This is a genomic window from Sciscionella marina DSM 45152, assembly GCF_000379465.1.
GTDB lineage: Bacteria > Actinomycetota > Actinomycetes > Mycobacteriales > Pseudonocardiaceae > Sciscionella > Sciscionella marina.
The window spans coordinates 804,916-822,289 of the sequence record NZ_KB905381.1 but is presented as its reverse complement, the minus strand read 5'-3'; the positions used below and the strand labels follow the sequence as shown (position 1 = coordinate 822,289).

17 protein-coding genes and 1 other RNA gene are annotated in these 17,374 nt (G+C 69.0%); 5 read left to right on the top strand and 13 right to left on the bottom strand.

Annotated elements, in window-relative coordinates; genetic code table 11:
• The first annotated feature begins 80 nt into the window (after positions 1 to 80).
• Positions 81 to 1,511: an NAD(P)/FAD-dependent oxidoreductase gene (locus A37U_RS0109835; protein WP_020496465.1), complete on the top strand. Its 1,431-nt coding sequence runs from the start codon at positions 81 to 83 to the stop codon at positions 1,509 to 1,511.
• A 25-nt stretch (positions 1,512 to 1,536) separates the two neighbouring features.
• Here the strand turns inward: A37U_RS0109835 and A37U_RS0109830 are convergent, their stop codons facing one another.
• The gene (locus A37U_RS0109830; protein ID WP_020496464.1) at positions 1,537 to 2,241 is read right to left on the bottom strand and encodes a TetR/AcrR family transcriptional regulator; all 705 of its coding nucleotides are present in this window, start codon (positions 2,239 to 2,241) and stop codon (positions 1,537 to 1,539) included.
• A gap of 241 nt (positions 2,242 to 2,482) precedes the next feature.
• Between A37U_RS0109830 and A37U_RS0109825 the strand changes: the two genes are divergently transcribed.
• Positions 2,483 to 2,713: a hypothetical protein gene (locus A37U_RS0109825; RefSeq protein WP_020496463.1), complete on the top strand. Its 231-nt coding sequence runs from the start codon at positions 2,483 to 2,485 to the stop codon at positions 2,711 to 2,713.
• A 156-nt stretch (positions 2,714 to 2,869) separates the two neighbouring features.
• Complete coding sequence (panB, locus tag A37U_RS0109820) at positions 2,870 to 3,757, top strand: 3-methyl-2-oxobutanoate hydroxymethyltransferase (protein ID WP_020496462.1); 888 nt, start codon at positions 2,870 to 2,872, stop codon at positions 3,755 to 3,757.
• Positions 3,758 to 3,821: 64 nt separating this feature from the next.
• Here the strand turns inward: panB and A37U_RS43005 are convergent, their stop codons facing one another.
• From A37U_RS43005 to rnpB, 12 genes are all read right to left on the bottom strand, one after another.
• Positions 3,822 to 4,451: an SGNH/GDSL hydrolase family protein gene (locus tag A37U_RS43005; RefSeq protein WP_020496461.1), complete on the bottom strand. Its 630-nt coding sequence runs from the start codon at positions 4,449 to 4,451 to the stop codon at positions 3,822 to 3,824.
• A 44-nt stretch (positions 4,452 to 4,495) separates the two neighbouring features.
• Positions 4,496 to 5,431, bottom strand: coding sequence for a glutathione S-transferase family protein (locus tag A37U_RS0109810; RefSeq protein ID WP_020496460.1), 936 nt, complete (start codon positions 5,429 to 5,431; stop codon positions 4,496 to 4,498).
• Complete coding sequence (locus A37U_RS0109805; RefSeq protein WP_026197050.1) at positions 5,428 to 6,195, bottom strand: helical backbone metal receptor; 768 nt, start codon at positions 6,193 to 6,195, stop codon at positions 5,428 to 5,430. The genes A37U_RS0109810 and A37U_RS0109805 overlap by 4 nt, the downstream gene beginning before the upstream one ends.
• Positions 6,196 to 6,197: 2 nt before the next feature.
• Complete coding sequence (locus tag A37U_RS0109800) at positions 6,198 to 6,911, bottom strand: nucleoside/nucleotide kinase family protein (protein ID WP_026197049.1); 714 nt, start codon at positions 6,909 to 6,911, stop codon at positions 6,198 to 6,200.
• Complete coding sequence (locus A37U_RS0109795) at positions 6,908 to 7,405, bottom strand: hypothetical protein (protein ID WP_020496457.1); 498 nt, start codon at positions 7,403 to 7,405, stop codon at positions 6,908 to 6,910. Before A37U_RS0109795 ends, A37U_RS0109800 begins: the two co-directional genes overlap by 4 nt.
• Positions 7,406 to 7,430: 25 nt before the next feature.
• Positions 7,431 to 8,432: a C40 family peptidase gene (locus A37U_RS0109790; protein ID WP_020496456.1), complete on the bottom strand. Its 1,002-nt coding sequence runs from the start codon at positions 8,430 to 8,432 to the stop codon at positions 7,431 to 7,433.
• 7 nt (positions 8,433 to 8,439) lie between these two features.
• Positions 8,440 to 9,030: a hypothetical protein gene (locus A37U_RS0109785; protein WP_020496455.1), complete on the bottom strand. Its 591-nt coding sequence runs from the start codon at positions 9,028 to 9,030 to the stop codon at positions 8,440 to 8,442.
• A 9-nt stretch (positions 9,031 to 9,039) separates the two neighbouring features.
• On the bottom strand, positions 9,040 to 11,073 hold the full coding sequence (locus tag A37U_RS0109780; RefSeq protein ID WP_020496454.1) for a hypothetical protein: 2,034 nt from the start codon (positions 11,071 to 11,073) through the stop codon (positions 9,040 to 9,042).
• Between the two features lie 145 nt (positions 11,074 to 11,218).
• A complete protein-coding gene (locus A37U_RS43000; RefSeq protein ID WP_020496453.1) occupies positions 11,219 to 14,032 on the bottom strand; it encodes an ATP-binding protein in 2,814 nt (937 codons plus the stop codon).
• Complete coding sequence (locus A37U_RS0109770) at positions 14,025 to 14,429, bottom strand: hypothetical protein (protein WP_020496452.1); 405 nt, start codon at positions 14,427 to 14,429, stop codon at positions 14,025 to 14,027. Before A37U_RS0109770 ends, A37U_RS43000 begins: the two co-directional genes overlap by 8 nt.
• Positions 14,430 to 14,460: 31 nt before the next feature.
• The gene (locus A37U_RS0109765) at positions 14,461 to 14,736 is read right to left on the bottom strand and encodes a hypothetical protein (protein ID WP_051111603.1); all 276 of its coding nucleotides are present in this window, start codon (positions 14,734 to 14,736) and stop codon (positions 14,461 to 14,463) included.
• 392 nt (positions 14,737 to 15,128) lie between these two features.
• Positions 15,129 to 15,502, bottom strand: an RNA gene (rnpB, locus tag A37U_RS48200) — RNase P RNA component class A.
• Positions 15,503 to 15,690: 188 nt separating this feature from the next.
• Between rnpB and sfnG the strand changes: the two genes are divergently transcribed.
• Positions 15,691 to 16,821 carry a dimethylsulfone monooxygenase SfnG gene (gene sfnG, locus A37U_RS0109760; protein WP_020496450.1) on the top strand — a complete coding sequence of 377 codons (1,131 nt, stop codon included), beginning with the start codon at positions 15,691 to 15,693 and terminating at the stop codon, positions 16,819 to 16,821.
• Positions 16,818 to 17,366, top strand: coding sequence for an NAD(P)H-dependent oxidoreductase (locus A37U_RS0109755; RefSeq protein ID WP_020496449.1), 549 nt, complete (start codon positions 16,818 to 16,820; stop codon positions 17,364 to 17,366). Before sfnG ends, A37U_RS0109755 begins: the two co-directional genes overlap by 4 nt.
• The last annotated feature ends 8 nt before the right edge of the window (positions 17,367 to 17,374 follow it).

Here is a 17,374-nt window from a genome sequence, read left to right as displayed (position 1 = left end):
GCGCGCCCGCGTTTCCTGACGGATCCCGTTCTGCTCGCCGGACTTTCCGGACACCATCGATGCGAGGAAATCCTTCACTCATGACTGCTTTGCTGCCTGCGCGGCGATATCCCGCGCCCACACACGCCCTTCGCTCGCTCGCGGACGCGATTCCCCGGCCGTTCTGGCTCGAGGCGAACACCGAACCGGCACCGTGCCCGAGCCTCACCGAAACCATCGAGGCCGATCTGCTCGTGATCGGCGGCGGCTACACCGGACTCTGGGCCGCCCTGCAGGCCAAGGAAACCGATCCCGGTCTGAATGTGGTCCTACTCGAGGCGAATACCTGCGGCTGGGCGGCTTCCGGGCGCAACGGCGGATTCTGTTCCTCCAGCCTGACGCACGGCATCGGCAACGGGATCGAGCGCTGGGGCCCGGAAGCCGCGACACTCGAACGGCTCGGCATGGAAAATCTGGACGGTATCGAGGAATCCGTTCGCCGTTACGGGATCGACTGCGATTTCGCGCGCACCGGTGAGCTGACCTTCGCCACGAAACCCTGGCAGGTCGAGGAATTGCGCACCATGACCGCGCAGGCCCGGGAACTGGGGCACGACGCGGTCTATCTGGACGCTCGGCAGGCGCGCGCGGAGGTGCACTCCCCCACCTATCTCGGCGGTTCCTGGTCACGGAATTCGGTGGCGATGCTCGATCCGGCCCGCCTCGCGCTTGGATTGCGCGCCGCCTGCCTGCGCGCCGGGGTCCGCATCCACGAGAACGCTCCGGTCGAACGACTCGAACCGAGACCCCGGGATGTCATGGCACACACCGGATACGGGCGGGTCCGGGCGCACAGGATCATGCTCGCCTCGGGTGCGTTCACCCCACTGCTGCGCAGGCTGCGCAATTTCATCGTGCCGGTCTACGATTACGCGCTGGTCACCGAACCACTCAGCGATGCGGCGCTCGATTCGATCGGCTGGCGCAACCGCCAGGGACTCGGTGATGCGGCGAACCAGTTCCACTACTACCGGCTCACCGCGGACAACCGCATCCTGTGGGGCGGTTACGACGTGGTGTACCACTATCGCAGCGCGGTCCGCCAGGAACTGCTCCGCAGGCCGGCCACCTTCGCCAAACTGGCCGGGCATTTCTTCGCGACTTTCCCGCAGCTGGAGGGAACCCGGTTCACCCACCAATGGGGCGGGGTGATCGACACCTGCAGCCGGTTCGCCCCGTTCGTCGGCACCTGCAGCCAGGGACGCATCGGATACGCGCTCGGGTTCACCGGGCTCGGGGTCGGGGCGAGCCGCTTCTTCGCCGCCGCGGCGCTGGATCTGTTGCACGGCAGGGAAACCGAACGCACCGGACTGCGGATGATCCAGAGCAGACCGGTGCCGTTCCCGCCGGAACCGCTGCGCTGGACGGGAATCGCGCTCACCATGTGGTCGCTCGACCGGGCCGACCGGTCCGGGCAACGCAACCTCTGGCTGCGCTGCCTCGACCGGCTCGGCCTCGGGTTCGCCTCCTGAGCCCCGGCGCGAGGACGGGTACCGCTCAGACGACGAACCCGAGGAAATCCGCCATCCGTTCCACGGAGTAGTCGAAGAACTCGTCGGCCGACTCGGCGCTGCCCACGAGGGAACCGAACAGTTCGAAGCTCACCATGCCGAACAACTGTGACCAGGCGATCATCGTGCGGGCCAGCAGCGCCACCGGCACCTCCGGGGCGTTGGCGGCCGCGATCGGGGCAAGTTGCTCGTGCAACCCGGCCCGGGGCGCGGTCGCCTCCGGAGGTTCGACGATCCACCCCGCGTAGCGCGCGTCCCGCACCACGCCCAGCAGCGCGAGCGAGGTGCGCGCGGCGGGTCCGATCGTGTCCTGCGGCGCCTGATACCCGGGGACCGGCGAGCCCTGGATCAGCGCGTACTCGTGCGGGTGCCGCTTCGCCCAGGAGCGCACCGCCGCGCAGGCGGCCCGCCAGGCGATACGCGGCTCCTGCACCGGGGGCGACTGCTTCGCGGCTTTCTCGACCGCCGCACCGAGCGCGTTGAACGCGTCCACGAGCAGCCCGGTCAGCAGAGCGTCCCGGTTCGGGAAATACCGGTAGATCGCCGAGGCCGCGATCCCCAGCTCGCGCGCGACCGAGCGGAGGGAGAGCGCGTCCGCCCCCGAGCTCGCCAGCTGGCGCCGGGCCTCGTCCTTGATCCGGCCGGTCAACTCCGCCCGCGCCCGCGCACGGGCCGTCTGTACCGCGGTCATGGCGGTTCAGTCTGCCACAGCCGGGCACCTTGCGCAGAACACTGCTCGCATCGGAGAACAGTGTTCACGAGGCGGCGCGGTGCACACACGTACGCCTGCCCCGCATCCCTCGACCTCCCCGTTCCCTCGCAGGACCTCCCGCCCCACACAGAACCGTTGGCAACGCCGTTCTCCTTCGAGTCCGCTGTTCCAAAATGAGAACACTGTTCGCGGAACGGAGCACTGCTAGGAAACCGGAACAGTGTCGCCTGCCGCCCTCGCCGCCCGTCCCGGAACGAGTGCGCTCGCGGCGCCGACACTTGGCGGGATCACCGAGATCACCGAGAAACCGGCCGTGCTGCGCGCCTATGTGGGCCGCTGGAGATTCGAGGCCGGGGCGTTCTTCACCGAGATCGGCCCCGAGGACTCCCTGGAACGCTGGGCCGGGGTCGCCGCACGCTGCCCGGTCTTCCGGCTCGCCTTCGAAGGTTGATTCACCCAGCAGGTGATCGGCGGACGATCGACAGGTGCTCGACGCTGTGAGGCTCATCGCAGCGCGGCGGCAGGAACACGGCAGCGTGTCACGCTGAGAGAGTCCATGTCACCCGGGGACCGGCAATGCCGGCTTCGAGGAAAGGGGCCATCAGAAATGAACCAGGAAGAAACCGCGCCGTATGGCTCGGGCACCGGCCAGGGATCGAACACCGACCAGGGACCGGGTTCCGAACAGGGCAAGCGGCGCAAGAAGGTACGTGTACACCACCTCGCCCAGTGGAAGCAGCAGGGCGAGCCGTGGCCGATGCTCACGGCCTACGACGTCTACACGGCCGCGCTTTTCGACGAGGCGGGCATTCCGGTGCTGCTTGTCGGGGATTCCGCGGCGAACAATGTGTTCGGCTATGACACCACGCTCCCGGTCACCGTGGACGAGTTGCTTCCGCTCGTGCGCGCGGTCACCGGCGCGGTCAGTTCCTCGCTTGTCGTGGCGGATCTGCCGTTCGGCTCATACGAGGTGTCCCCGGAACAGGCGCTGACGAGCGCGATCCGGCTGATGAAGGAGGGCCGGGCGCACGCGGTGAAGCTCGAGGGCGGGCGCCGCTTCGCCCCGCACATCGAGGCCATCACCGCCGCCGGTATCCCGGTCATGGCCCATCTCGGGTTCACCCCGCAGTCCGAGCACAACCTCGGCGGCTATCGGGTGCAGGCCCGCGGTGATGCGGCCGATGCGCTGCTCGACGACGCGCGTGCGGTGCAGGAGGCCGGTGCCTTCGCGACCGTGCTCGAGATGGTCACCGCGGTGGCGGCCAAGCGGGTGACCGCCGATCTGGACATCCCGACCGTCGGCATCGGAGCGGGCCCGGACTGCGACGCGCAGGTGCTGGTCTGGCAGGACATGATGGGCCTGCGCCGGGGCAAGGCGCCCCGGTTCGTGAAGCGCTACGCCGATCTCGCTGGGGTGTTCAGCGAGGCGGCGACGGCCTTCGCCGAGGATGTGCGCCAGCACCGGTTCCCGGCGCCGGAGCATTCCTTCCTCTGATGATCGGACTCCCGCGTGCCGGAGCGCCGCACGGCCTCCGGTACGCGGGGCACCACCCCGGCGCTCAAGGACGTTCGGTGAGCTCGCCGAGCCCGAGTGCCCGCAGTGCCGTGTTGGCCATCTCCCGGTGCCCGACCGCGTTGGGATGGGAGTGGTCGTCCATCCACGGAATCGGAGCGGCGCCGTCGAAGTGCTCCCTCCAGTACGCCTCGTGATCGACCAGAAACGAGGACTGTTCCCCGGCAACGGCGCGCACCTGTTCGGCATAGGCGGGAAGACAGGTGCGCCGGTTGGCCGGGGCATCCGAGGTCGTCAGCACCGGGGTGTGCAGCACGACCAGCGCGCCCAGATCCGCCGAACGCCGGACGAGATCGGTGAGCCCGCGGCGAAACTCGGCGAGGCCGTCCGCTCCGGCCTTCGCGTCGTTGGTGCCGAGGGAAATGCTCACGACCTCCGGTGCGAACCGTCCGATCAGGTGCTCGAACGACGCACGGACGTCGGATACCCGCCAGCCGGACACCCCCGAGTTGATCACGATGTCCTGCAAGCGATCCAGTTCCCACCGGATACGTTCGTGCACAAGCTCGACCCAGGACCGGGCGCCGTGGGTGTGGTAGACGCCCTGGGTGATGCTGTCCCCGGCGAACACCCAGGTCGTGCCCGCGGCAAGGGCAGTGTGCTCGAAGCTCGGCATACCCAGGCCAACCGATCACGAAGGAGATCGATTCCCGCGGCCGTTCAGCCGCGCCCGTGCGGGGAGTTCCAGCCTTCGGTGTCCGGGCCGAGCGGCACGATCCCGGTCGGGTTGATCTGTCCGTGCGTGCCGTAGTAGTGGCGCTTGATGTGATCGAAGTTCACCGTCTCGCCGAATCCGGGAGTCTGGAAGAGATCCCGGGCATAGGCCCACAGGGTCGGCATCTCGGTGAGCTTGTGCCGGTTGCACTTGAAGTGCCCGTGATAGACGGCGTCGAACCGCACCAGCGTGGTGAACAGCCGGACGTCGGCCTCGGTGACCCGTTCCCCGAGCAGGAATCTGTTGTGGCACAACCGTTCCGAGACCTTGTCCAGCGCGGCGAACAGTTCGTGGAACGCGGCGGCGTACTGTTCCTGGGAGGTGGCGAAGCCGCAGCGGTACACGCCGTTGTTGATATCGCGGTAGATCGGTTCGGCGACTGCGTCGATCTCCGCGCGCAACGGTTCGGGGTAGAGCTCCGGCGCACCCGGGGCGTGGAATTCGGTCCACTCGCCTGCGAAGTCGAGGGTGATCTGCGGGAAGTCGTTGGTGACCACGTGCCCCGTCGTGGTGTCCACCAGGCAGGGCACGGTGACCCGGCCGGTGTAGTCCGGATCGGTGGCCAGATAGGCCTCGGACAGGTACTCGATGCCGAGCACCGGATCGCGCCCGTCCTGGTCGAGGGTGAACCGCCAGCCGCCCTCGTCCCGGATCGGGTCGACGACGGCGAGCGGGATCGCCTCCTGCAGGCCGAGCAGCTCACGCACGATGACCGCCCGGTGGGCCCACGGACAGGCGAGGCTGACCACGAGGCGGTAGCGGCCGGGCTCGGGGACGAATCCGTCCGTGCCCGCGCGCGTGATCCGCTTGGTGAACCGGTTCGCCTGGCGCACGAACGCCCCGGTTCCCGAGGTTTCCTTGCCGAACTGCGCGGCGTTCATAGCGGTGAGGATAGCTGCTCGCGCAAGAGTGCGTGCGCTTCGAGCAACGAGGGACCGCACCAGGTGAGGTGGCGGCCGGACAGCAGGACACAGGGCAGCCCGGGGAAGCACTCCGGCCCGTCCTCTGCGGTGAAGGCATACGGTTCGTCCGGGAGCACCACCAGTTCGGCGCCCGAGGCCCGCAGTTCCTCGAGCCCCGGCCGCGGATAACGTTGTTCGGCATCGGCGTAAACGTTCGCGATTCCCAGGCGCAGCAACACATCCCCGGCGAAGGTGGCGCTGCCGAGCACCACCCAGGGGCGCCGCCACACCGGGATCACCGCCCTGGCCTGGACCGGGTCACTGTGCTCCCACACCTGCTCGGCGCGCTCCAGCCAGTCCGGCGCGGGTACCGCGAAGGCCTCGGCGAACATCCTGCGCAGCGACGCGAGCGCACGCGGAACGGTCCCGGCGGCCTCGGTCACCCAGACCGGGATCCCGTTGTCCCGCAGGGCCCGCACCTCCTGCGGGCGGTTCTCCTCGGCGTTCGCGAGCACCAGATCGGGTCGGAGTTCGAACACCCGCTCCAGCACCGGGTACTTCGAACCGCCGACCCGGGGCACCGCCAGTCCCTCCGGATGGGTGCAGTAGTCGGTGGCCCCGGCGAGCAGTCCGGGCAGGCTCACCTCGACCGCCTCGGTGAGCGAGGGAACCAGCGAGACCACGCGGGCCGGGCTGTCCGGCAACAGCACCGCCGCGCCGAGGTCGTCGATCCGGGCTCGCATCTTCACTTCCGTACCGGGTTCGCGAAATCGGTGTTGTCGATGATGAAATCGGCGCGCTCGGCGGGCCGGATCTCGGCGAGGTAGATCTCCTCGGCGGGCAGGTACCGGTCCCGGTGCAGCCGGGTGGCCTCCTCGACGCCCTCGAGCCCGGTGTCCCTGGCGATACCGCGCTCGATCGCGACCTCCGCACCGACCTCGAGCCAGACGCGGTGATCCCAGAACTCATCGTACTCGGGGCGGAAGGCGAACACTCCGTCCACCACGAGCACGGCGTCCTCCGGTGCTTGCACGACGACCGAGCCGTGGTCCGCGCCGGTGTGCGGATCGCGCGCGCAGAGCACGACCTCGCCGCTGCCGCCCGGGCCCGCCGGAGTGAGCAGCAGTTCCCGGGCCGCGGTGAAATCCCACGCGTTGCGGTAGAAGCCCGGTCCGCTCGTGCGGTCGTAGCCCAGCCGGAACGCCTCCGGCCACGGGTTCTTGAAGTCATCGAGGCTGGCCCGCAGGGTCGGCCTGCCGAGCAGGCGCACCGCGGAAGCGAGTTCGTGCCCGAAACTGGTCTTGCCCGCCGCGGTACGCCCGTCGATCACCACCCGCAGCCTGCCGGGCGAACTCGCCACGATCCGCCCGGCCAGCTCGGCGACCAACCGGGAGCGCCGCACCGAGGCCGGTGCGGGCTCCGGCTGGCTCCAGGTGGAGACCGACTCGAACGAGCTCACTGCCGGGGGCCGCGCCATCCCCTGTTGTCCTGTCCCCGCGGCTGCGGCGGCATCGGCGGTTCGCTCGGCCGGGGAACCCGGTTCTGGTTCGGGATCGGATCGAGACAGGACACGAGCACCGTGGTGTTCTCCGGGTCCTGGATCCGCCTGCCGCCGCGGTCGCGGTAGACGAGTTCCCCGTCCGGATCGAGTTCGACGATCATGCCGACCTCGGCGAGCTGTTCCTCGTCGAGGTCCACCAGCCGCTCGGTACGGGAGGGCACGACCTTGTAGACGGGCCACTGCAGGTGCCCGAACGCCGAGTGGAAATCGGCGAGCAGCGCGGTCATCTGCTGTTGCCAGGGCAACGGCATCGACTCGGCAAGGGTTCGGGGAATGACCGCGTAACCCGCTTTGTCCACACCGGGCAGATCACGGGCGTCGAGGTAGTCGGCGAACGGTTTGCTCGATGCGGGGGGCCCATCGTGGCGCGGGAGTTGGTTGGGACCGAACAATGCTGCTCCTTCCAGCGGGTGCTGCTCATGCTCCGGGACGAACGGCTTGGGGGACGAGTTCGGAGGAGTTCCAGTTGACGTCGCGGGTACGCACGGTCAACCCGACATCCGGGGCCTCGACGATCTTGTTGTTGCCGAGGTAGAGCGCAACGTGGTGGATCGTCGCGGGGTTGGTTTTATCGTATGCCCAGAACAGCAGGTCGCCCGGCTTCGCGTCGCGTGCCGGGAGCATGGCACCTGCCTTGTACTGCTCGCGCGAGGTACGCGGCAGCCGGACCCCCGCATCCTTGAACGCCTCCATCATCAGCGAGGAGCAGTCGAAGGAATCGGTTCCGGTGGCGCCCCACACGTACGGTTTGCCCTGCTGGCCGAGCGCGAACTGGATGGCCCGTCCGGCGAGCGCGGTCGGCGGCGGGAGCTTGTCCCCGAAGGACTGCCCGCAACCGGTCGGATCGGCGACCTGGCCGACATTCTTGACCAGCGCTGCACCCATGGCCTCCCAGCGGTTGTACCGGTCCGGGAAAGCCGAACGCTCCACGTCCTGGGCCGAGGCCCCTGGGCGCTGGCTCTTCCAGTTCGGCAACGCAGTGAGCACGTTGTAGAACTTGTTGATCGCGTAACCGGGATCGGTGATCTGCGCCGGGCTGCCCCAGCCCGCCGAGGGGCGCATCTGGAACAGGCCCTGCGAATCCCGGTCGCCGTAGTCCAGGCTGCGCAATCCGGACTCGGTCATCCCCGCCTGGATCGCCACCTGCCAGGCCAGCGGCGGCAGCTCCCGCTGCTTGCCGATGCTGATCATCATCGCCACATTGCCCCGCTGCTCGGGATTGAGCTGGGCGGCCTGCCCGGCTCCGTCACCCGAGCCGTTGAACGGTCCGAGCGAGGCATCGCAGGCGGACATGTTGTATTGCGTCGAGGCCGCGCCCGCCCCGCTCGCCCCGGTGACGACCTGCCCGACGGTGCCGGTCGCGACGATGACCGCCGCGAGGGCGGCGACGAGCACGAAGGCGATCAAGAGGATTCGCACCGGCCGCTCACCCCTTGTCGTAGTCGGCGACCAGCCAGCCCTGCGGGGCCTTGATCACGGTGATGCGCAGTTCCCCACCATCGGTCGGCACGGTCACGTTCACCGAGGCCGCGTAGGACTGCGCGGCCTTACCTGGACCGGTGACCTTGCTCGCGGGCACGTTCGCCGGATCGATGGACTGCATCTGGGACAGGTACTCGGGCGTGGTGAACGGCTTGAGCCCGGCGAGCCACTGCTGGCCGGTGACCCCCTGCGGATGGTTCACCCAGGCCTTGGCCCACTGCTCGGCGACCGCGACCGCCCGCGGATCGGGCGGCGCCGATGCGAGCGGCGAGGTCTCGGTGATCCGGTTCGGCAGCGCGGACACGTCCATGCTCGGCTGGCTCACCTGCACACTCGGCGCAGCGACCGGTCCCTGCGGCTGCTCCGGCTTCTTGCCCGTGTCGTTGCCGCCCGCGCGGGCGATGCTGATGCCGATCGCGACCGCGACGACGGCCACGATGAGCACGGCGCCGACAAGGTGGGCGGGCGAACGCAGCGGCCAGCCCCACACCTTGCGATAGACCGCGGCACGCCCGCGGTTGGTCCTGATCGGCACCGCTACTCCTTACTGCCTTCCATTGCCGCGGGCCGAGTGCCCGTCGCCGGTCTCGAATCCGCGCGAGGGCCGGTAGAGCACGTAGACCTGCTCGCCACCGACGAGCTCGGGCTCGGTCGCGCGCGGCTGGGTCGCCCGGGCCGTCACCGGCTTGCCGCTCGGAGTGACGACCGAGGACGGCACGACGACCGATTCGTCGTTGTCCCATGCGGAATCCACCGTGGGGAAGCTGTCGGTGACCCTGCTCGCGCCCGCCGGAAGCAGCGCCGTGCTCGGCCCGCGATAGGCCGGATAGGCCGCCGCGGCACCGATTCCGCCGATGCCCGTGCGGGCCTGCGCACCGAGCGCATTGGCGCGCTCGGCCGCCTTGTCGGTGTCCAACCGGGTCGCGGTCGCGGTCATCATGCCCGCCGCGGCACCGGCGGCCGCACCGGTCGCGGCACCCGCCGTCCCGCCGTGCACGCCCTCGGGACGCCCGCGCCTGCCCCGCATTCCCCTGCCGAGCAACGGGACATCCGGGGTCCCCTCGCCGGCACCGGAGACGTTGTCCCAGAACGCTTCCTGCGGGCTCGCCGAATGCTCCCCGCCCCTTGTGCGGAACCGGTTGAACAGCCCGCGCCCGAACGGGGTCGCCAGGCCGTTTCCGCCGACCGCGAGCTCGACCATCTGACGCATCCGGCGCACCGGTTTGCCGATGAGCAGGAAGATCCCGGTGATCAGGGTGGCCAGCAACATCTGGGCGATCAGCGAGAGCTTGTTCGAGGCGTCGAAGATCTGCTGCAGCAGCAGCGCGTGCGCCCCGGCCATCGCGGAGAAGGCCAGCACCAGCAACAGCACCGCACCGGCGGCACGGGCCACCTTGCGCAGCAGGTCCGGCATCACCATCGCGACCAGGCCGATCAGCGGTGAGGCGAGGATGAGGATCCGGATCAGCACTTGGGCGAGCAGCACCGCCGCCTTCGCCAACAACTGGAACAGGGCATAAGCAAAGCCCTGGAACATCGCCAGGAAGCCCGAACCGGTGCGGGACCCGTCGGTGCCCATGAAGAAGCCCTTGTCGGTGCCCAGCTTGTCCGGAAGCGCCTTGTAGTCATTGGCCTTCGCCTCGACCTTGGCCTGATCGTTGGCCGAGCTCACATCGGTCTTGGTCCATGCCTGGTCGTCGAGCAGCTGCGGGCCGTAGCGCTTCGCGTTGTCCGAGTTGGGATCGCCGAACTCGCCGCGCAGCCAGTTCGTGTACACCACGTTGTCGTAGAGCGAGTTCGGCAACTGGTCGCGCTGATCCTTCGAAGCCTCGCCGCTGATGAACCCGCCCTGGATCTGCGAGGTGGTCTTGATCAGCGTGGCATCGATCGTCTGGTACACCCCGGTCACGGTGAACACCGAGGCGGCGAGCCACATCCCGGCAAGGGCCCACAGTCCGCGCCGCCCGATATTGGCCAGGTCGCCGTTCCAGATATAGCGGAACAGCATCACCGCCAGGATCAGCGCGGCGACCCCGAACCACTGCACGTAGACGTTGTTGAAGAACGTCTTCGCCCCGTTCTCCACGGCGTCGTCCAGCGGGGCAAGCATCGAGTCCTGCGAGAGCATCGCGTAATGCAGCGAGTTCGTCGCACCGACCACGTTCTTGCCCATGTCGAAGAGCTGGTTGCCCGCCCAGGTGTCGATGGTCGCGGTCGGGTCGGGAATGCACGGGGTCGCCGGGGCCTGGTACACGTTCCACCGCGTACCCGCATACCCGTACTTGCCGTAGTTGCCCTTGATCGGATCGCCGTGATCGAGCGCGGGCGGGTCGATCGCGCCGACCATGCCCGCACCGGGGCGCTCGGGATTCGGGGCCTCGCCACAGCCCGCCGCGCTCGCGCTCGGGGTGAGCAGCACCAGCTGCACCGCCACGATCCCGACGACGGCGAGCAGATTGCGTTTTCTTCCGGTCCGGCGCCCGGGGCGCGGTGCCGGACCGGCCTTGCGCCGGTGCCGGTAGAACCGCCATGCGCCGTATGCGCAGGCGACAAGCAGCACGATCAGCGCCGGACTCATCGCTCTCGCTCCCTGGGGGAGCTCGGCGCTTCGCCCAGGCGCGGTGTCCTCGATTCGCTCGCAGGCTCGCTCAGATGCTCTCGCTCCCTGGGGGAGCTCGGCGCTTCGCCCAGGCGCGGTGTCCTCGATTCGCTCGCAGACTCGCTCATCCGCGTTCCCCACCACCGCTTCGCTGCCACGGGGCCGAGGAACTCGCGGTTCTGTGCCCGTTGGCGGGATAGGCCTCGTCGTACTGGTACTCGTGCTCGAGCCCGACATCGAGTTCGGCGGCGAGCTCCGCGTCCAGATTGCCCGGCTCCTGGCCGGGCAGCTGCTCGGTGACGCTCGCCTCCGGCGGCACCTCCGCGACCTGCGCGGGCTCCCGGGTACCCGGGGTGGTGTCCAGGGTGCCGCGCAGATGCTGCAGGTGTTCACCGGAAAAGTCGATCCGGATCCGCTCCACCCCGCCCGCACCGTCGGCGAAGATGAACTGGCGCGGCGCATAGTCGCGCTCGATCTGGCGGTTCTGCCCGCCGGGGCGGCGCCCGAGCGAGGCGACGACCTGCTCGTATCCCGCGCCGACCGGCACCTTCAGCAGCCGCAGCGCGTCCGACTGGGCGTTCTCGTCGTCCAGCCGGCCCACGAACACCGAGTCCAGCAGCGAGACGAAGCCCTGCATCTTCAGGAAGTCGTCGGGGACCTGGCTGGACAGCAGCACGCGCACGTTCCACTTACGGGAGTCGCGGGCGAACCGGTTCATCAGCACTCGCCCGGTCGGTACCTCGGAGAGGAAGAACGCCTCGTCGATCCACACACCCTTGCGCAGATCCTTGGGCTGGTCGTAGATGGAGCGCTGGGTGAGCCAGGCGGCGAGGTTGAGCAGCTCGACCGAGAGCGCCTCCGCGTCGGTCCAGTGTTCGCGGCCGGTGCCGTCCTTGGGCAGGGTCATCCCGGCCATGGTCAGCACGGTCAGCCGGTCGTCCCGGCTCTCCGAGTACGGGTCGGCGTCCCGGTCCGGGATGAGCAGCGACATCCGTTCGCGCATCTCGTCGAGGAAGTCCGCGACCACGACCGCGTGTTCGTGGTGCTCGGACGCGTCCCGGCGCAGCGCGTCGAAGACCTCCTGCGGGGAGGCGTCCGCGCGCCCGCCGACCGTGCGCACCGCGCGCAGCAGCACGATCCTGGTCTGCGGCTGGCGGGCGAGCTCATAGGGCAGCAGGCCGGAGAGCACGTCGAGCACGAGCCGTCGCCTGGTCGCCGCGGTCAGCGCCTTCTCCCGCCGCCACGCGCGTTCCGGGTCCTCCTCGTCCATGAAGTGCTCGAGTTGCGGCTCGGCGACGACGCGGTACGGGTTGAGGATCCCCGGATCGGCGTTGAGCAGGTTGATCGGCCGCGCGTAGGGCCGCAGCTCGGGCAGCTCGCACAGTTTGGACAGCGGTCCCGAGGGATCCAGCAGCGTCCAGTGGGCCCCGGCGCGCAGCGTCTTGTACACGATCCCGCCGCCGAGGAAGGACTTCCCGCCACCGAGGCCGGCCACCATGGCGGTCAGCCCGGACCCGTCCCTGATCTCCTGGGCCATCCACGGGTCCCAGGCCACCGGGCGCCGGGTAGCGGTGCAGGTCTCACCGAGCAGAATGCCCCGCCGGTCTCCCACCTCCGCGGTCGCGGTCGGCACCGAGGAGGCCAGCCACACCACCGAACCGCGGCGCAGGTAGGCGGAGTTCGCCAGCGGCTCGCCCGGGATGAATTCGCGGGCCAGCGCGTACTGCGCCTCGGGGTGCTCGATGGCCACCTTCGGTTTGTAGAGCTCGAGCAACTGCTGGGCGAGGCGCAGCGATTCGCGCTCGTTCTGCCCGGAGACCGCGAGCCGCCACCAGGAGCGCACCCGGGTGGCCAGCGCGGTGAATCCGGAGGTCATCTCGTCGTCGATCTCGAGCACCCGGGATGCCTGGCGGGCCAGCGACTGCGGCGGCTCGAGCTCGTGCTCGTCGGTGTAGTGCCGGACCTGGGAGCGCACCTTGTTCATCTGCCGCTGCAGTTCACCGGAGACATCCTCGGGTTTGCGCACGTAGATGCGCGCGGACCACTCCACGGGCGCGGCGAGCCGGTCGGAACGCTGCACCCAGGGATCGTCGATCTCCGGGATCTGCAGGCCGTGCATGAGCCCGACGTTCAGCACGGTGACATGCCTGCTCACCCCGGCATTGGAACCGGTGCGCCCGCGCACGGTGACCGTGGGCGAATAGGGCTCGGTGTGGAAGTCGGCCGCATCGGTGAAGCTGGCCAGGTCCTCGGGTTCCCAGGACCCGGTGGGCACCGCGGGCAGGCTGCGCGGCGCGGGAAGGCCGAGCGAGCAGGAGCGGTGCATCAGCCAGGACATCTCGTCCGCGGTGACCGGGGCTCCTTCGAGGCCCGCGGAGCCGATCACCTGGTCCAGGTGTTCGACCTCCGAGTCCAGGGCCATGAGCTCGGCGTCGATCGCCGTGGGGAACACCTTGCGCAGCACCGGGGCGGCGCGTTCCACCGCGCGGTCCATCATGTTGCGGGTCTGCACCTGGACTCCCAGGTAGACCTCTTTCTCCGCCATGGAGCGGCCGAGCAGCTGGCGCTGTTCCCCGACCAGGTAGTCGTCGAAGCTGAGCGCCCCGCCGGTGTCCGGGAGCCGGTTGATCGCGTTGTGCACGTGTGCCTCGGCCCACATCCGGATCGGGTAGGGCCGGGTGGTGACCCGCAGATGCATCCAGCGGCCCTGCAGCTCCGAGTACTGGCCCGCGATGGCCGCGATGAGGTCCTGGCGCTGCGAGTCCGAGCGGAACGACCAGCGCTGCGGGGCGAGCCGGTACCAGGCGTACACGTCCTGACCGTTGCGCACCAGATGCCCGTCGATGGACCTGGTCGCGATGGACGGTGTGTACGAGGGAATCGCCCGCTCGCCGGGTAGCCGGGCTTCGCCGCGCTTGCGTCGCGACCGGTTAGCCACCGTGCACGCCTTCCTTTCGCTGGGTTCGTTTCGGGCGCGGCCGTGCCTCGTTGACCCGGACCCGGGCGGCGCTGGCCGCGCCCCCGGTCGCACGGGTGCGTTCACGGGGAGAGCTGAGCTCGCGGCTGGCCATCGCCAGCACCGCGGACAGCGGGCGTTCGTGCGTGATCCGGCCGCAGATCAGCCGGGTGAGCACCACGGTGACGATCATGCCCCAGGCGAGCGGGAAGAACCCGATGCCGATGCCGATCTCTTTCTCGACGACGAGCACCAGCAGAAACATCAGCAACCCGACGCCCCAGGCTACGTAGCGGGCGCGCCACGGGAAGGTGACCTTGGGCGGGCCGAGCCAGACGGCATCGACCCGATAGACCTCGTCATCGGTACGAACTTGCACGTTGAGCGCTACCTATGTCCAGTGGATCGGGTCAGGTGGTGAACAGGCCGGCAAGCCATTCGCTGACATGCACCCCGGCTCCGGTCAGGGCGAGGCCGATGATGCCGAGTGCGACGAAGACCCCGGCGAGCCGCTTCATCACACCGGCGTTGTCACCTCGCCCGCCACCCATCCACAGCAGCAGCAGCGCGACCGCGAGCAGCAGCAGCGGGATCATGTTGTTCACGATCCAGTTCTGGATGCCCCCGGTGCCGAGCTCACCTGCCGCAAGAACCGAGCTCAGCTGGTCATGGACTCTGGCGATCATCGTGCGCTCCCGGTCATCGTTCGGCGGTTTGCCCGTGCATTGCGTCCCGTACTGCCGCTGCCACACACGAGTACACCGTGTCGCAACCTTGCGTAGCAAGGGGGTCGCCCCGAGTCGGTGAACGACCTCCTGGCCCAGTCGCTTCGGTGCGCGCGCATGGTCAGCCTTCTCTATCATCGGCAGAAACCGGGTGAGAGTGAAATGCTCGTCACCCGATCATCGCAATCGAATCTTGACCACTGAGAGTCATCCGCCGATCCGCGCAGGCGAGCGCGGCGCCGCTGACCCCGGGGCGGCCCCGGTTCGTGCGGAGCGCACGATATCGCACGGAGATCGGAGACACACCGGGACTCGGTCCGGCTCGGTCCGGTGGGCCCGGGGACGGTCTTGGGCGAATGAGCCGGCCTGTAAGCCGGATCCTGTACCCGCTCGCGCGGGTGGCGGCCATCCATCTCGACCTGCCGTCACCGACAGGCTCCAGCGGCCTACCCGCAGGCATGGACGGGCCATCCGCCTGCGTCTGGCCTTGCTCCGGGTGGGGTTTACCGAGCCATCCCGGTCGCCCGGGATGCTGGTGGTCTCTTACACCGCCGTTTCACCCTTACCTCCGCGGCCACCGGAACCGGCGGCGCGAAGGCGGTCTGTTTTCTGTGGCACTGTCCCGCGGGTCGCCCCGGGTTGCCGTTAGCAACCACCCTGCCCTGTGGAGTCCGGACTTTCCTCGACGCCGGTGAACACCGCGCGCCGCGGCCGCCCGGCCGACTCATTCGCAGACCGAGTGTAGCGTCCCACCGGATGGACGCGGATGACCGAGGTGCCCTCCTGCTGTTCTACTGCGAATCATGATTCCCCTCACCCGGCGTCGATACGTCGATTTCCTCCGTATTGCCGGTGGCGTCTGCCGCTGAACCGAATATCTCGGAAAGGGAATCAATTCGGCAACGGAGGAAAACAATGACCGCTGCACCCAATCCATACCTCGACATGCCGCTCGAATTCGCCTACTGGGTGCCCAATGTGAGCGGCGGCCTGGTCACCAGCACCATCGAACAGCGCACCGACTGGGGCTTCGACTACAACACCGAACTCGCCAAGCTCGCCGAGCGTTCCGGGTTCTCCTACGCGCTCTCCCAGGTCCGCTACGCCTCTTCCTACGGCGCGGCCCAGCAGCACGATCCGGCCGCGTTCAGCCTCGGACTGCTGTTCGCGACCGAGAAACTCAAGCTCATCGTGGCCGCGCATCCGGGACTGTGGCATCCGGGGATCCTCGCCAAGTTCGGCATCACCGCCGATCAGCTCTCCGGCGGCCGCTTCGCGGTGAACATCGTCTCCGGCTGGTTCAAAGACGAGTTCACCGGACTCGGCGAGCCGTGGCTCGAACACGACGAACGCTACCGCAGGACCGAGGAATTCATCCGGATACTCCGCGGGTTGTGGACCGGCGCCAATTTCACCTTTCGCGGCGATTTCTACCGGATCAACGATTTCAGCCTCCGCCCGCAACCGGCCGAGGTACCCGGAAGGGCGCATCCCGAGATATTCCAGGGCGGTAATTCGACCGCCGCGCGAAAGCTCGCCGGCCGGGTATCCGACTGGTATTTGTCGAACGGAAAAGATTTCGAGGGCTTCACCGAACAGGTCTCCGACGTCCGCGGGTACGCCGAGCAGAACGGGCACGCGGTGCGCATCGGGCTCAACGGGTTCGCGATCGTGCGGGACACCGAGCAGCAGGCCCGCGCACTGCTGCGGGAGATCGTCGACAAGGCCGACACCGGCGCGGTGAACGGCTTCCGCGAATCGGTCCGCCAGGCCGGCCAGGCGACCGGGGACGGCAAGGGAATGTGGGCGGACTCGGGCTTCGAGGACCTGGTGCAGTACAACGACGGGTTCCGTACCGGGCTCATCGGCACCCCGGAACAGGTCGCCGACCGGATCATCGAGTACAAGCGGCGCGGGGCGAACCTGATCCTGCTCGGTTTCCTGCACTACCTCGAAGACCTGGAACATTTCGGGAAGACGGTGATCCCCATCGTGCGGGAGAAGGAACGCGAACTGGCCGCCGAACCGATCGGAGCCCCGCGATGAGGCTGACCCTGCTCGCGGGCGCACCCGCGCCCGCGTCCGCGCCCGCCGCCCTGTTCGACCGCCTCGCCCTCGTACTCGGCGAGCTCGGCCACACGGTGACCGTGGTGTCCGCGCGGGAGCTGCCCACGGTCGCCCTGCTCGGCGGGCAGACCGGAGCGCCCGAGCTCGCCGCCGCGATCCGAGCGGTGACCAGGGCCGACGCGCTCGTCGTCGCCGCGCACATCCACCGCGCGGGCTACAGCGGGCTGGTGCAGTCCGTCCTGGAACTGCTGCCGCGCAACGCGCTCGCGGGCAAACCGGTGCTGCCCGTGGCCACCGGCGGCGTACAGGGCCGGGTCGTCGCGCTGGAGTACGCGCTGCGCCCGCTGCTCGCCGCGCGCGGGGCGGGCCGACTGCTCGAGGGCACTTTCGTCGAGGAGACCGGGGTGCTCACCGTGGACGGCAGGATCCGCGAGGACGCCGAGGCCGCGGTGCGCGGCGCGGCGGGCAGGCTGACCGCGGAGCTGGCCGCCCAGGCGAACCGGAGCCGCGACCTCAGCGCGTGAGCGTGCCG